Source organism: Bacteroidota bacterium (assembly GCA_016195025.1).
GTDB lineage: Bacteria > Bacteroidota > Bacteroidia > Palsa-948 > Palsa-948 > Palsa-948.
The window spans coordinates 1-13,897 of sequence record JACQAL010000018.1; the positions used below are offsets into that span (position 1 = coordinate 1).

A 13,897-nucleotide genomic window follows, 5' to 3' on the forward strand; every position below is an offset into this window, starting at 1 on the left:
ATTTCATTGACTGCTTGCCGCATGATGTATTCCGGCTTAATGGTGGAAAAAATTCTACTTGTGGCACTTGTTATTTTTTTTTGATTTTCCATACAGTTTCTATTTTATAAACTGTATAGCTATTTTAGGGAAAGACACTGGGGCTCGAGCCCCAGTACACCGTGCCCAAGCCCGGGATGCTCAGGCGCGAGCCCGTGACACTCCTTCGCGGTAACGGGGCAGCGGTTCTCAAGCCCGGCACACTCAGGCGCGAGCCCCCGATACCCGTTAGAGAGAACGGTGCACGGAGGCACGCGCACGGGTTGCTGAAACATTATAAGGAAGCGCTGAAGTGCGGGTTACTTGTTGCCGCTTTCGCTGTTTTTATGTTTGGCGAGATAATTTTTCAACTTGTTATTTCCGCTGCGGGTGAGGCGAAGAATAAGCCCGTTGCTTAGCAGCGCCTTTCGCCATTTGCGGTTGAGCACACAGCCGATTTTTACCAGCAGAAACCAGTCAATGCGCCTGAAGAGATTGAGGTCCCAGACCTTTTGATGAAAATGGATTAACGGATAACCGTAGATGAGCGGCTCCTTTTCATTTTCAAAATACAGTTCGCAGTTTTGCCCGCGCGCTTTTGCATAGAGCACATCGGCTCCGTCTTTTTGGTAGGGGAAACCATTTACATCCCTGAATGTAAGAGGCACTTGCATTGCAATGTACATTTAGCGTAATTTTTTTTGCATGGCAGTTGTTTTATAAATGCTGAAACGGCAGCAGGAGGAAATTTATTTGAAGAAGAATGTTAAAAAATGTTAACCGCGCGGAGAGGGAGCAGTTAATTTTTTTCTCTCTTTTTCTGCAACCTTTCCCGAACATTTCCGTAAGAAAAAGCATTCTCGCTCTTGATACGTTCTACAATTTAAACTTACTGTCCATGAAAAGCATAGATGTTGCTAAAATGGATGCTGCATTGTTAAAGAAAATAGAAGAACTTAGTTTATACACAATAGAACTGCAAAAAGAAAATAAAGCAATGGAGGAGAGAATTGAAAAACTGGAAAAAGGAAAATAAATTATGAAAAAATTATTTTCACCATGCATACTAATATTATTCTTTCTCATTTCTAAAATATATTCACAAAATGATTCACTTCTTATCCTTGAATTTGTTAATAAAAAAAATCCTGAACACATTGAAATTCTTAAAACAGGTAAAAAAATAAAATTAAAAATGAAAAAAGGAAGTCAACACTATTTTTGTAAAGGCAAACTAACAGCAATTACAGATACAAATATTGTAATCTATCATATTAGATTTAAATATGACTCCATTTTGGATTATAGATTCAATAATCATCCTTTTGGAAAAATTATACTTGGTGTTGCAGGCGCAGGTGCTTTTATATATGGCGTTTTATGGACAACAATAGCAACAGTACTTATCCCCGAATATCCAATATTTGCAATCTTTTATGCTTCTATAGCTGTTACAGGAGGAATAATGTTTTATAAAGCAGTAACAAAAAATAAGCATCCTGTTAATAGGTGGAATAGTTCGCTCAAAAAAATAAAAGGGTAAAGAATTTTAGTTTGTATAAATAATTTATCTATGAAAATAAAAACAGGAATATCAGCAATAATAATTTCAAACTTTTTATTTGGCTTCAGCTTGTTGCAGGCGTAAAGCAATCAAACCAATCTTGATAAGTACTGGCATTACAGATACCGGCTTGTAAATTATTTTATGGTTATTGGAAACAAACCCGGAGAAAGTTTGCCGGCTACTGTGAGGAATATTTGGGGAGATAAACAAAAATAATTCATGAGAAAACTTTTCATAACAATAGTGTTTTTACTTACTGCGAAAAGTTTTTTTGCCCAAGATAGTTTAAGTAGCAATAAAATACTTGATAAAACGGAATTTAGAAAGAATGCAGTGTATGGAGAAATAGGGGGAAATGCTGGAGGTGTTTTTTCATTGAATTATGAAAGAAAATTATTTAAAAATAATCCTGGCTTTTTTACAGCAAGGGCAGGAGTTTTAATAAACATAAATGAACGAGCAAGTGTTCTTGGAGGACCAGCTATATTGATAAATTATATTTCGGGAAAATATAAAAATCATTTTGAAATTGGACTTGGTGCAAGATTGCCTGGAATCATATCACATGATAATTTAAAGAATAAATATGTTACAGCATGGGGAGACAATGATATCTGGATTTTAGTTCCAACTGCAAATTTAATGTATCGCTATCAAAAATCAGAAGGTAAATTTCTTTTTAGAATTGGATGGACACCATTATTTTATAACGCGACAAGTAGTAATGCGAGTCCTGCTGCTATATTTTATTGGTTTTTTGTAGGGGCAAGTATGGGTTATATGTTTTAAAAATTGTATATGAAAAAAATAATTTTTATTCTGTTATTGTTTTTATTGGTTATAGTTTGTAACTCGCTCAAAGCACAAAATAATGTATAAAGAAAAATACATAGTTGTTTTTCTCCTCCTTGCTTTTTGCATTACCGATTGCAAAAAATATCCTGAGGGCGGAAAGCATTGCGGAGTTGCTACCAGAATAAATGGTAATTGGACAATTGAACAGTTATTAATAAATGGTATTGATTCGACTGATTATTATTGGGGAATGACTCAATGTCTATTCGCGGATAGTAAGAAGATACAATTTAATGGTGGCTCTCTTTTTTCTAAACATGGAACATTTACTGGGAATTGTACAGGAGGTGATTGGGAATTGAAAAATCAAAAGAATGTGATTGTTTTTTCTGACCCAAGAACGAGTGGAATAGGGCATCCTTATGGATTCTTATATCCTCTTTATACTGCTTCATCAAAATCCGGTGAATGGTTAATATTAAAATTAACTAAAAGCGAAATGCATCTTCAGGCAAATTATAATAGCATAGAGTATAATTACTTTTTTAAAAAATAAAATGAAATTATTTTTCTTTTTTTCTTTAATGTTGTTATCCACAACAAGCACATTTTCACAAGCAGATTTATTTCAGTATAAAGAGAGGGAAAGAGGGAGAGTTTGTTTGAAAGTTTTTACGGAGAAGGTAGTGATTCAGTAACTCGCCCTTGTTTTCCCACACCCCGTTGTTATTTACTTTTTCACTGCAAAACATCTTCCCGTTAAAAAATTAAATATCATTGCGGTCAAATTAATTCTTCGATTCGTTCAGAGTGACATGTCAGTCCGGGCGGAGTCGGGGACTCAAACCTAAACGAACCATGAAAAAAATTTATTCATTACTCATCGCTCTTACTATCTGCGGAATTTCTTTTTCGCAAAACACGCTGAAAGGAAAAGTATACGATGAAAACGGCAAGCCGCTCAGCGGGGCTTTCATTTTCGAGCAGGGCACCATGAACGCCACCCGCTCCAGCGCTGACGGAAGTTATTCCATCAACTATAAAGATACCGCTTCGGTAATCACGTTCAGTTACGTGGGCTATCTGAAAAACCAGATTCTGGCAGAGCACCGCACCGCGTACGATGCCGCCATGATTCTCGCCAACACATTGGGCACTGCCGAAATTGTGGGAACGCGCAGGTTGGGCAGAAGCCAGACCGAAACTGCCGTGGGAGTAGATATCATTGATGTTGCAAAACTTTCTTCCGTATCGGGGCAAACCGAAGTGAATCAACTCTTACAGGAAACCGCGCCTTCGTTCAACTCGAACAAACAGAGCGGGGCAGATGGCGCTGACCATATTGACCCCGCCACGCTTCGCGGCTTGGGACCTGACCAAACGCTGGTGCTCGTGAACGGAAAGCGCAGGCACCAGTCCTCGCTCATCAATCTTTTCGGTTCGCGCGGAAGAGGAAACACCGGCACCGATTTGAATGCCATTCCGCTTTCCGCCATTGACCATATAGAAATTCTGCGCGATGGAGCGAGCGCGCAATACGGCTCCGATGCCATTGCGGGAGTTGTGAACGTGGTGCTGAAATCAAACACAGGTGAAATGACCGGCAGCGTTCTCACGGGAATGAACAAAGCCACTCCTCCTTCCATGTTCAAAGTGGTGAAGCCCGAAAGAAAATTTGATGGCGAAACCTGGCAGTTCAGCGCAAACAACGGAGTGAAAATAGGCAAAGACGGTTTCATTAATCTTACGATGGACGCTTCGAGCAAGAAGCATACGTTCCGCCCTTCCGATACCAGCGCTTCGCAATACGGTGCAGGCGGAATCTACCGCAGAAAATTTGGTGATGCTTCTTCCAATAACGCTTCGCTGTTCATGAACTCTTCTGTTTCTGCGGGAGAAAACACCGAAGTATATGCTTTTGGCGGATACAATTACCGTTTCACGGAAGCATATGCATGGTCGCGTGATTCGCTTTCCGAGCGCAATGTGAAATCGCTTTACCCTGCGGGAATGGACCCCGTGATTCAATCGGTGATTACGGATAAATCAATGTCAATGGGCGTGCGCTCCAAACTTCACAACGGCTGGAACATGGATGTGAACAATACATTTGGCGCGAACAATTTTCATTTCTCCGTTGATAAAACCGCAAACGCAACGCTCGGCTACAATTCGCCCACGCATTTCAATGCAGGCGGATTTAATCTTTCCGAAAACACTTCTTCGCTCAACTTCTCCAAGTTTTATCCCGAAGTGCTTTCGGGTTTGAACGTGGCGTTCGGCTCGGAATTCAGAATTGACAACTATAAAATTTTTGCCGGTGAAGAGGGCTCGTATAAATCATACGGCAAAGTGCTGAACCGCGTGGACAGCATATTTAATCCGGATGGAACATTCAATAGTGTGGACAGCGTGTTTGCACCGGGCGGCTCGCAGGGCTTTCCGGGTTTCCGCCCCGCCAACGAAGTGAATGTGTCGCGCACCAACAAAGCGCTCTATGCCGATGGCGAATTAGACATCACTGAAAATTTATTGGTGGGAACAGCACTTCGCCTCGAGGACTACAGCGATTTCGGAACCACCACGAACGGAAAAATTTCTGCGCGCTATAAAATCAGCAATTATATTTCCGCGCGCGCTTCGTACGGAACGGGCTTCCGCGCTCCTTCGCTTGCGCAACTTTATTACAACACCACCTTCACCGATTTTGTAGCAGGTCAGCCCATTGATAAAATTATTGCCGCGAATAACAGCCCCATCACCTACGCGCTCGGCATTCCTGAACTCAAGCCCGAGCAATCGGCTAACGTGAGTTACGGTTTCACCATTCACCGCAAATCGTTTTCGTTCACGGTGGATGCATATTCCGTAAACATCAAAGACCGTATTGTGCTCACGGGCGCTTTTTACGACAGCGACCCGGTGATTGGAAATGATTTGAAAGCGCTGGGCGTGGGCGCTGCGCAGTTCTTCACCAACGCGGTGAACACGAAAACGCATGGAGTTGATATTGTGCTGGCGCATACTCCCATCATCACCGATAAGAAAACGCTGCGCGTATCGGTTGCCGCCAACTTCAACAACATGAAGATTGACCGAATTTATACCAACGATAAACTGAAAGGAAAAGAAAATACTTACTTCGGTTTGCGCGAGCAATATTTTTTGCTGGCTTCGGCTCCCAAGAGCAAAATAACTTTCAATGCCAACTATGAGGTGAACAAATTTTTTGTGGATGCGCGCGTGAATGTGTTCGGAAAAGTGCAATTAGTTAACTGGAATGATAATGGAGACAGCATTGCCGACCCGGGCGAAGTGGATGTATATAAATCCAAAGCCACACTGGATTTAGCTCTTGGCTATAACTTCAACAACATCCGCATTACCTTTGGCGCAATAAATATTCTGAACACCTATCCCGATGCGCATGACCCTGCGCTTACCGAAAGCGGTGGAATATGGGATGCCGTGCAAATGGGTTTTGCGGGCGCGTATTACTACACCAAGGTTGGGTTTAAGTTTTAGAAAATAAAAAATCCCTTCGCTGAAGAAAAGCAGAAGGGATTTTTTGTGTCTTGCCGAATTACTTTGCCAGAATAATTTTTTGGGTAACCGTTATTGCGACTGGCACGGTAATTAATTACCTGCCTATTGAGTTTCTTGCTGCGTAGGCGAAGTGGTAAAAATATTTTTCAAGGTCGGCAAAGGAAGAGTTGTAAAGCGTTCCTCCGGTAAAAGCATCGCAAAGCACTTCGCGGGCGCGGGCAATTTCTTTCAGCCGTTTTTTCCACCGCGCATCCGACAAAGTGAGGTCGAGCAGTTCAATGGCTCTGAACGCAGCGCTTTCAAACAGTTTCTGGTCTTTGTCTTTCCATCGGTTTGCGCGCCCCACTTCGCTGCCAATGTTTCCCAGTTGCTGGCAAAGCGTGTAAGTAAACCATTTGCCTTGCGCCATTGTTTGATGCTGAAACGCCATGCTTAATCTGTTATGAGTTTGTTTACAATGCCAATTATTATTTTTTGCATGTCTGTGTTTTCCACGCTGCGTGTGCGGTTGCCCATATACGGGCGAATGTTTATCATGGAATCAAATTCAATGCGCTCTTCTCCTTTTTTCTCAGGATAAATATTTATTCCCCAAAGATTTTCCTGTTTGCTTCCTTCGTCTATCAGAAATGTTTCTTCATCGGCATGCATTTCTCCGCCCACTGCCATGGTGCCTTTATCAATATCCACCACCGCTTTTATCATAGAGCCGAATTGTTTTTCCGCCATTGATTTTAATTCGGAAACAGAAATAGAATCAGAAATAGTTTTTATTTCAAACATAATTGCAAATGTACGCAGGAAGTTACCTTTCGAGAATAATTTTCTTTGAAACGGCTCCTTCGCTGGTGCTCATGCGCAGCAAGTAAATGCCGCTTGCTGCGTTCAGGTTTACGGTTTGCTGTTTACTGTTCACAGTTGTTTGATATGCTGCTTCGCCTACCAGATTATAAACTGTAATTTGAACCGCGGACTGTAAACCGGAAACTGTAAACTGTCCTGAAGATGGATTGGGATAAATAAAAATTCCATCATCAGAATTTATTTCCGCAACCGCGCTGTAAGGAGAGTAATCAAAGTAATCGCGCTTGTGGTAATTCACAATCGTATTTTTATTGGGGTCCCAGTCCTGTTGAATCAGTTGAGTGATGTTATTGTTTGCATCGTAGAGATAACTGAAAGAATATTCATACGAAATTGTCCAGTTAGGATTTGAGTAGGTTTCTTCTTTATAGTCGGTTTGATTATTTTTTGCATCGTAAGTATATGTATCGCGCCAGGATAAATCCCATCCGCTTCCGTTCCATGACAGCACGGTATCGCTTTGCCAGGTGGAAGTGCGGTAATCACCGCTCCAGTAATGCCAGGTAATGTTAGGATAATAATCTGTACTATCCCATGCGCTGGTGGAAGTGTTCCACAATTCAACAGTAGCAATTTTCAGCACTCCGCCCGTGTTGTATTTAAGGTCAACTTTATCAGAATAATCCCATACGTTCGTGGTAGTATTCCAACTGGAATAAGTTTCCTGGATGTCTTGCTGGTTTCCATTGTAGGTCAGATCCATCTTGAACCAATTATCCCATTCTGAAGTTGTAGCATTCCATCCCTGCCCGATTTCCTGCGTCATCTTGTTGTTCGCATTGTAAGTATATAAATACTGGTTTTGATTATCCCACGCGCTGGTGCTTGTGTTCCAGGTTTGACTTAAATCCTGAGTCATTAAATCATTTCCGTTATAAGTATAAACTTCCTGGTAAGAATTATCCCAACTTGTACCGTTCCACCATTGCGTAAGCATATTCAGAAGTTTATGTGTTGCGGTGTAAGTGTATGTGATTCTTTGTTCAGGAAATGGATTTGAAAAATAATAATCTTCCTGTGTAATATCGCTGTTGGTGTTGTACGAAGCATGAACGCTGTCGGCATAGAGCCATGAATTGCCGGTGGTGTCCCAGTTCCAGTCAATATAGCGCGCGGGCTTCCACACCGTGTTTATTACGGGAAGCTGAGATTTGAGGGAAGAAATTTTTTTTTGCTTTGACAAATCATGCTGCGAATGTTTTTTCAAAAACATTCCGGCAAATGAAGCAGGATTCGATTGCTGGGCAAAAAGGAAAGATGCAGCAAAGAATAAAAATAAAAGAGGGAATAAAATTTTTTTCATGTTCTTGTTTTTTAAAAGATTATTTAAAGATAACAAAAAAGGAAATCTGCAATTCCGATTTTTCTTTAACGAAGCGTCAATAAAAAACCCGGGTAGTTTCCCTGCCCGGGTTTTATTTTTACAGAAAAGATTTTACTTTATCAAATCAAATTTTCCGGTGCCGACAACTTTTCGGTTCGTATCGAAGGCGCGGTAAATATATGTTCCCTGCGCAAGCAATTCAGCGGTGAAAGTGATTTTGCTGTTTTTGTTTGCCGGAAGAAGCGCAATGCGGTTTCCGTTCAAGTCAAAAATTTCAATGGCGGCCGCATCGGCATTTTTAATTTCAAAGTTGATTTGGTTCACAGCCGGGTTGGGATACACTTTAATATCGCCCAGCACAGAAAGTTCATTCACCGCTCCCGCGTGAGGAAGTTGTTTCAGCCATGAAATATTCCGTATGGTATCGGCATGGGCGCTGTCCATCGAAAGCAGGTTGAAGCCCACTCCGTTTGCCCACCATTCAAAATGCCATAAACTATCCTGCGTGGCGGAATACGGGAACCAACTTCCGGTGGTATATATCCAAACACTATCGGTGTTCATTTGTTTTTCGCGGTGGCGCAGCGAGTTGAAATTTCCGAGCGGTGTCTTCAGTGTTCCCCATCCATCGGTTTTTGAATTCTGGTCAATCACTTGTTTCACACGGATGGAATCAATGCCGAACTGTCCGAAATAAAATTTCAAATCGAGTTGCGCGGTATTCGTGAAAGTGTTTCCGTATGTATCAGGAAACTTTGCAATGCGGTAGTTCGGATTAAAATAAAGAGGCATCCATGTTCCGTTCACATTTGTCCAAACGCCTTGCATGGTAATGCCGGAAGAAGAGTTTGTTAAAAAAGAAGAATTGGAATCGGCATAATTATACGTGGCAAGATTGGAAGAAGAAAAATTAGAACCACCTACAACCCATGACGGGCTGGTGAACAGAACGGAATCGGTTGAATCGGCAACAAGCGTGGTAAAAGTCCACGTTTGGCTTGCGCCTGCCGGTCCGGGCTGAATTGCGCCTGCGGGTTTGTTGGCATGAGTGGTGTCGTGTGCATTCACAAATACGTTGAGCCATCCGGCAACGTCTGCCTGCGTTAAGGTGATTTGCGCATTGAGCGCTGCGGCAGAAATAAATGCTGAAGAAAAGAGTAAAAGTTTTTTCATTTGAAAATTTTTTATTGATTGGTTGGCAAATATACAATCTATTTCAAAAAGCATGGAATGAAATTTTCCTATCTTTATAATGATTCAGAATCTCTATATAATTATTATGTTAAATTTGCCTTGTTAAAAATGCTCCCATGCTGAAAAAAATTTTATTCCTTGCATTATTGCCAACTGCATTTGTCACCCTGAGCGTAGTCGAAGGGTTTTCGCAGTGGAACCTGAGTTCAGCAATTAACACACCGGTTGCTGTTGCCGTTCACAATCAGCAGAGTGAAAAAATTGTAACCGATTCCAAAGGAGGCGCCATCATTGCCTGGGAGGATTCTCGCCTTGATACCAACCATGCCGATATTTATGTTCAGCGCCTTGATAAAAACGGTTACCCAAAATGGACGTTGAACGGAATTAATATTTGCTCAAACGACAGCGACCAGGGAACTATTGCCATGGCTGCCGATGGTTTTGGCGGAGCCATCATTGCCTGGAACGACCACCGTGCAGCAGACAGGGATGTGTATGCGCAGCGAATAGATTCTTCCGGAAATATTTTATGGACAGCAAACGGAGTAGCAGTTTCAGGAGCAGCAAAACCACGCGACCAGCGCGATTCTAAACTTATTGCCGATGGAAGCGGGGGAGCCATCATTGTCTGGCAGGATTCTTCTTTAACAAATGACTGGGATATAGTTGCCCAGCGTGTCAGCGGTTCCGGAACATTAACGTGGGCGGCAAGCGGTGTTGCCATCTGCAATGATTTAGGCGCACAAAAGAGACCGAGAATCAGAACCGATGGAGCGGGAGGCGCCATCATTGTTTGGCAGGATAAACGAAACGGACTTGATTATGATATTTACGCAAAGCGCATCAATAGTTCAGGAACTACTGTGTCAGGATGGGGAGGAATTGGCGGTTACGGAATTATTGTTTGTAGTGAGGCGACAGGAGCAACACAAAAAAATCCCATTATGGAATCGGATGGAGCAGGAGGCGCCATCATTGCCTGGGAAGACAAACGCAATCCATGTAATGGTTGTGACAGCACCGATATTTACGCTCAGCGTGTGAATGCTTCCGGAACAATGCAATGGACGACAAACGGAATTCCGGTATGCACCTCAGTTGGTTTGCAAAGTTACCTGGACATGGCTGTTGATGGGACGAATGGAGCATTTATTGTCTGGAAAGATTTTCGAAGCGACCTGAAAGGAGATATATATGCCCAGCGTGTAAATGCTTCCGGAGTCATGCAATGGGCATCTAACGGAATTCTTATAAAAGGAGGTCCGAACGGGCAGGGAGCGCCAGCCATAGTTCCTGACGGCTGGGGCAATGCGCTTATAGCGTATCGTGATTCCGGCACATCAGATGATATTTACGGGGTGAAAGTAAATTCCAGCGGAATAATCTTATGGAATTCTCCCGTAGGAACTGCTGCCGGTACGCAAAATAATCCGCGCATTGTTATGGATGGAAACGGGGGATGCATTTATGCTTTTGAGGATGCAAGGAATTTAATTGACAATGATATTTACGCGCATCATCTTTATGCCAGCGGCTCTGCAGATGGAGTTGCGGAAGAAAATTATTATGTAGAAAGCAAATGTTTTCCTAATCCCTTTTCTTCTTCAGCGGTAATTGAGATTATGTCCCCCTTCATAAAGGGGGTGCAGGGGGATGTCGCATTTTTCATTTATGACTTAGTTGGCAAAAAAGTTGAAATTCCATTTGCGGTTTCTCTAAACAAAATAAATATTGCAAGAGGTAATTTGCAAAGCGGAATTTATTTTTATGAAATCAGAAACGGCAACAATGCTGTATCAAAAGGAAAACTAATTTTAACCGATTAAATTCCTTTTTATGAAAAAAAAATCTTCACTGATTATCTTTATTTTTTTTATCACACTGAGTGGAGTCGAAGTGTCATGTAAAAAAGTGCCTGGCACCGGGGGAAGAGCCACTATTAAGGGAAAAATCTGGGTAAGACAGTATGGTACTGCAAATTTTTCATCACCACTTCTTGCACAATATGCCGGAACTAACCAAACAGTGCATATTATTTATGGAGATGATTTGGGTGAAAGTTCTAATGACGTGACTGATTATAATGGTGAATTTCAATTTCAATATCTCCGAAAAGGAAGTTATAAAGTTTACGTTTATTCTGCCGATTCAGTTAAATGCTCCACGGCAGGTAGTAGCGCTATTTATATACCGCCAATAGCTGTTGTTAGTGAAGTAACCATTACTGAGAAGAAACAAACTATAGATTTGGGAACCATTACTATTCTGAAAAATAAATAAAACAGTTTCATGAATAGAAAATTGTTTGCGTTGTTTCTTGTGTTTTTATTTTCATTTTCTCTCTTTGCCCAGAACAAGAAAAAAATAAAAAAAGAAGTCAAGGGCTTTCATATAAAATCCGTTACCGAAATGGTTACGGAGTATAAGGATGGAAAAGAATCTGCTCCTCGAAAAGATATTTACATAGCATACGATAAGGGTGGCAAAATTATTCAGAAAGAAGATTACCACAAGGATGGCACGCTGAAGCATAAAGAAACGTATGTGTACGATGGGAAAGGAAACAAACTGGAGGAAACCATTTTTGACGCGGCAGAAAAACAACCCAAGCCCGAAAAAAATATTAAGTATGTTTCAAAATATGATTCGAATGGAAATGAAACCGAAAAAACAGAGTATGACGGGAATGGCAAGGTCATTCAGAAGTTGCAATACTCTTACAACAGCAAGGGTGATAAAATCCTTGAAGTAACGTATGACGGTGATGGCAAACTTACTATGAAAACCGTTTATATATTCGATAACAAAGGATTGCGTGTGGAGAAAAAAGAATATGACGGAAGCAACAATCAAATCTCTTCGCGCAAATACACGTATCAATTCTGAAAACATCTACCAAATACCAATCAGTACTAATCTACTAATGAAACCAAAAACACAACGGCTGTTAATTGGTATATTGGTATAAATTGGTATTTAGTAGGAATAATTTGCAATGGAAAAAATTCTTGAAACAGTTTCAATCTTTGAGCCCATTACGCTCGAAGAAATGGACAGCGTGAAACTGATGGAGCGCGTGGATACCAAATATGTTTTTTCCGCCACGCATCTTCCGAAAATTCTGGAAGGAATGAAATCGGATTACCGCCTGCTTGAAATAAATAATGTCCGCCTTCACCGCTATGAATCGCTTTATTACGACACCGAAAAATTTTCTCTCTTTGAAAAACACCACAAGGGAATGCTGAACCGCTACAAACTTCGTTTCAGAAGATACGTGGATTCGGGCGGCTTGACTTTCTTCGAAATAAAATTCAAGAACAATAAAGGAAGAACGATAAAGAACAGAGTGAAGATGAAAGCCATTGAGGCGGGCTTTACAGAGAAGGCGGAAAAGTTTTTGAAAGAGATTACTCCGTTCGCTCCCGAACTATTTATGCCGAAAATGTGGGTGAATTATTCGCGCATGACCTTCGTAAATAAATTTTCGCAGGAGCGATTGACCATTGACACCGGTTTGCATTTTGCAAAAGCGGATTCAACCGATAATTTTTCTGTGCGCTTTCCGCAAATGGTAATTGCAGAAGCCAAGCGCGACAAGGCATCTTCCATTTCGCAATTCATCCGCCTTGTTCGCATGACGGGCGTCCGCGAAAGCGGCATCAGCAAATATTGTTTTGGGGTTTATAATTTATTCGACATAAAGAAAAATAATTTCAAAGAGCGGGTTAGGTTTGTAACTAAAATGGCAAACACTGCTCTTGCTCCAACAGGAACATAAACACATCTACCAAATACCAATCGGTACTAATTTACCAATGAAAACCAAAAATACAACGGCTGCTATTAGTATATTGGTAAAGATTAGTATTTAGTAGAAAAAATAAGTAATATGATTTTACTTCAGGATGTACAAGACACGGCAACCACCGGCTGGGAAATTTTCAATAAGTTGTCGTGGAAATTTTTTATCCGGCTCGGCATTGACCTCGCTTCGGTTTTTGTTCTCATACGTTTCATTTATTATCCGAACTACCGCACCAAAGAATTTTTCTTCACATTTTTTATTTTCAACCTTGTGATTTTTCTCGTCACGTTCATGATGAACAAAGTGGAAATGTCCATTGGCGCTTCATTCGGTTTGTTTGCCGTGTTCGGAATCATGCGCTACCGAACGGAAGATGTTTCCACGAAAGACATGACCTATCTTTTTTTGGTTATCGCTATGGGATTAATCAGTTCGGTAACAAAAGGCGGATGGGATGAACTCACGCTCATTAATTCAATCATCATTGTGGTTACGTTGTGTCTGGAAACAAATTTGCTTATGAAGAAGGAACTTGGAAAAGTTATCATGTACGAAAACATTGAAATGATAAAACCGGAAAACCACCAGAAACTCCTCGAAGATTTGCGCACGCGCACGGGCTTGAACATTCACCGCTTCAGCATAACGAAAGTTGATTTTCTCCGAGACATGGCAACCATCCGCATTTATTATTACGACACAAAAAAATCGAATGATATTTCCGTGTAGCGAATAATTTTTTCCCTCTGATATTTTTCTTTTCTCTTTATCACGCTAT

Annotated in this window: 15 protein-coding genes; 10 read left to right on the forward strand and 5 right to left on the reverse strand. The window is 41.2% G+C overall.

Annotation, left to right across the window (positions count from 1 at the left end):
- Nucleotides 1-338 precede the first annotated feature (338 nt).
- Nucleotides 339-704, reverse strand: a complete 366-nt coding sequence (locus HY063_03535) for a hypothetical protein (GenBank protein ID MBI3500844.1) — start codon at nucleotides 702-704, stop codon at nucleotides 339-341.
- Nucleotides 705-916: 212 nt separating this feature from the next.
- Here HY063_03535 and HY063_03540 point away from each other — a divergent pair, with 212 nt between their 5' ends.
- The 5 genes from HY063_03540 (at nucleotide 917) to HY063_03560 (ending at nucleotide 5,905) form a co-directional block, all read left to right on the forward strand.
- Nucleotides 917-1,054 carry a hypothetical protein gene (locus HY063_03540; GenBank protein ID MBI3500845.1) on the forward strand — a complete coding sequence of 46 codons (138 nt, stop codon included), beginning with the start codon at nucleotides 917-919 and terminating at the stop codon, nucleotides 1,052-1,054.
- 3 nt (nucleotides 1,055-1,057) lie between these two features.
- Entirely contained in the window at nucleotides 1,058-1,561 is a 504-nt protein-coding gene (locus HY063_03545; protein MBI3500846.1) for a hypothetical protein, read from the forward strand.
- Nucleotides 1,562-1,804: 243 nt separating this feature from the next.
- Nucleotides 1,805-2,374, forward strand: a complete 570-nt coding sequence (locus HY063_03550) for a hypothetical protein (protein ID MBI3500847.1) — start codon at nucleotides 1,805-1,807, stop codon at nucleotides 2,372-2,374.
- An 82-nt stretch (nucleotides 2,375-2,456) separates the two neighbouring features.
- Complete coding sequence (locus tag HY063_03555) at nucleotides 2,457-2,936, forward strand: hypothetical protein (GenBank protein MBI3500848.1); 480 nt, start codon at nucleotides 2,457-2,459, stop codon at nucleotides 2,934-2,936.
- A 302-nt stretch (nucleotides 2,937-3,238) separates the two neighbouring features.
- Entirely contained in the window at nucleotides 3,239-5,905 is a 2,667-nt protein-coding gene (locus HY063_03560; protein ID MBI3500849.1) for a TonB-dependent receptor, read from the forward strand.
- Nucleotides 5,906-6,020: 115 nt separating this feature from the next.
- Here HY063_03560 and HY063_03565 read toward each other — a convergent pair whose 3' ends face one another.
- The 4 genes from HY063_03565 to HY063_03580 all read right to left on the reverse strand — a co-directional run bounded on the left by HY063_03565 (nucleotide 6,021) and on the right by HY063_03580 (nucleotide 9,287).
- Nucleotides 6,021-6,356, reverse strand: coding sequence for a hypothetical protein (locus HY063_03565; protein MBI3500850.1), 336 nt, complete (start codon nucleotides 6,354-6,356; stop codon nucleotides 6,021-6,023).
- 2 nt (nucleotides 6,357-6,358) lie between these two features.
- On the reverse strand, nucleotides 6,359-6,700 hold the full coding sequence (locus HY063_03570) for a hypothetical protein (protein ID MBI3500851.1): 342 nt from the start codon (nucleotides 6,698-6,700) through the stop codon (nucleotides 6,359-6,361).
- A gap of 31 nt (nucleotides 6,701-6,731) precedes the next feature.
- Nucleotides 6,732-8,093, reverse strand: coding sequence for a T9SS type A sorting domain-containing protein (locus HY063_03575; protein MBI3500852.1), 1,362 nt, complete (start codon nucleotides 8,091-8,093; stop codon nucleotides 6,732-6,734).
- A 132-nt stretch (nucleotides 8,094-8,225) separates the two neighbouring features.
- Entirely contained in the window at nucleotides 8,226-9,287 is a 1,062-nt protein-coding gene (locus HY063_03580; protein ID MBI3500853.1) for a T9SS type A sorting domain-containing protein, read from the reverse strand.
- 137 nt (nucleotides 9,288-9,424) lie between these two features.
- Between HY063_03580 and HY063_03585 the strand changes: the two genes are divergently transcribed.
- The 5 genes from HY063_03585 to HY063_03605 all read left to right on the forward strand — a co-directional run bounded on the left by HY063_03585 (nucleotide 9,425) and on the right by HY063_03605 (nucleotide 13,848).
- Nucleotides 9,425-11,137, forward strand: coding sequence for a T9SS type A sorting domain-containing protein (locus HY063_03585; protein MBI3500854.1), 1,713 nt, complete (start codon nucleotides 9,425-9,427; stop codon nucleotides 11,135-11,137).
- Nucleotides 11,138-11,147: 10 nt separating this feature from the next.
- The gene (locus HY063_03590; protein MBI3500855.1) at nucleotides 11,148-11,591 is read left to right on the forward strand and encodes a hypothetical protein; all 444 of its coding nucleotides are present in this window, start codon (nucleotides 11,148-11,150) and stop codon (nucleotides 11,589-11,591) included.
- A 9-nt stretch (nucleotides 11,592-11,600) separates the two neighbouring features.
- The gene (locus HY063_03595) at nucleotides 11,601-12,197 is read left to right on the forward strand and encodes a hypothetical protein (GenBank protein MBI3500856.1); all 597 of its coding nucleotides are present in this window, start codon (nucleotides 11,601-11,603) and stop codon (nucleotides 12,195-12,197) included.
- A 109-nt stretch (nucleotides 12,198-12,306) separates the two neighbouring features.
- Nucleotides 12,307-13,092 carry a polyphosphate polymerase domain-containing protein gene (locus HY063_03600; GenBank protein ID MBI3500857.1) on the forward strand — a complete coding sequence of 262 codons (786 nt, stop codon included), beginning with the start codon at nucleotides 12,307-12,309 and terminating at the stop codon, nucleotides 13,090-13,092.
- A gap of 111 nt (nucleotides 13,093-13,203) precedes the next feature.
- The gene (locus HY063_03605; protein MBI3500858.1) at nucleotides 13,204-13,848 is read left to right on the forward strand and encodes a DUF4956 domain-containing protein; all 645 of its coding nucleotides are present in this window, start codon (nucleotides 13,204-13,206) and stop codon (nucleotides 13,846-13,848) included.
- Nucleotides 13,849-13,897: the final 49 nt, after the last annotated feature.

Bases quoted from the DNA above. Each gene is read 5' to 3' on its own strand.
- HY063_03565 (MBI3500850.1), bottom strand. From the start codon at position 6,356: ATGGCGTTTCAGCATCAAACAATGGCGCAAGGCAAATGGTTTACTTAC.
- HY063_03545 (MBI3500846.1), top strand. From the start codon at position 1,058: ATGAAAAAATTATTTTCACCATGCATACTAATATTATTCTTTCTCATT.
- HY063_03605 (MBI3500858.1), top strand. From the start codon at position 13,204: ATGATTTTACTTCAGGATGTACAAGACACGGCAACCACCGGCTGGGAA.
- HY063_03585 (MBI3500854.1), top strand. From the start codon at position 9,425: ATGCTGAAAAAAATTTTATTCCTTGCATTATTGCCAACTGCATTTGTC.
- HY063_03590 (MBI3500855.1), top strand. From the start codon at position 11,148: ATGAAAAAAAAATCTTCACTGATTATCTTTATTTTTTTTATCACACTG.
- HY063_03600 (MBI3500857.1), top strand. From the start codon at position 12,307: ATGGAAAAAATTCTTGAAACAGTTTCAATCTTTGAGCCCATTACGCTC.
- HY063_03575 (MBI3500852.1), bottom strand. From the start codon at position 8,093: ATGAAAAAAATTTTATTCCCTCTTTTATTTTTATTCTTTGCTGCATCT.
- HY063_03540 (MBI3500845.1), top strand. From the start codon at position 917: ATGAAAAGCATAGATGTTGCTAAAATGGATGCTGCATTGTTAAAGAAA.
- HY063_03580 (MBI3500853.1), bottom strand. From the start codon at position 9,287: ATGAAAAAACTTTTACTCTTTTCTTCAGCATTTATTTCTGCCGCAGCG.
- HY063_03595 (MBI3500856.1), top strand. From the start codon at position 11,601: ATGAATAGAAAATTGTTTGCGTTGTTTCTTGTGTTTTTATTTTCATTT.
- HY063_03550 (MBI3500847.1), top strand. From the start codon at position 1,805: ATGAGAAAACTTTTCATAACAATAGTGTTTTTACTTACTGCGAAAAGT.
- HY063_03555 (MBI3500848.1), top strand. From the start codon at position 2,457: ATGTATAAAGAAAAATACATAGTTGTTTTTCTCCTCCTTGCTTTTTGC.
- HY063_03535 (MBI3500844.1), bottom strand. From the start codon at position 704: ATGTACATTGCAATGCAAGTGCCTCTTACATTCAGGGATGTAAATGGT.
- HY063_03560 (MBI3500849.1), top strand. From the start codon at position 3,239: ATGAAAAAAATTTATTCATTACTCATCGCTCTTACTATCTGCGGAATT.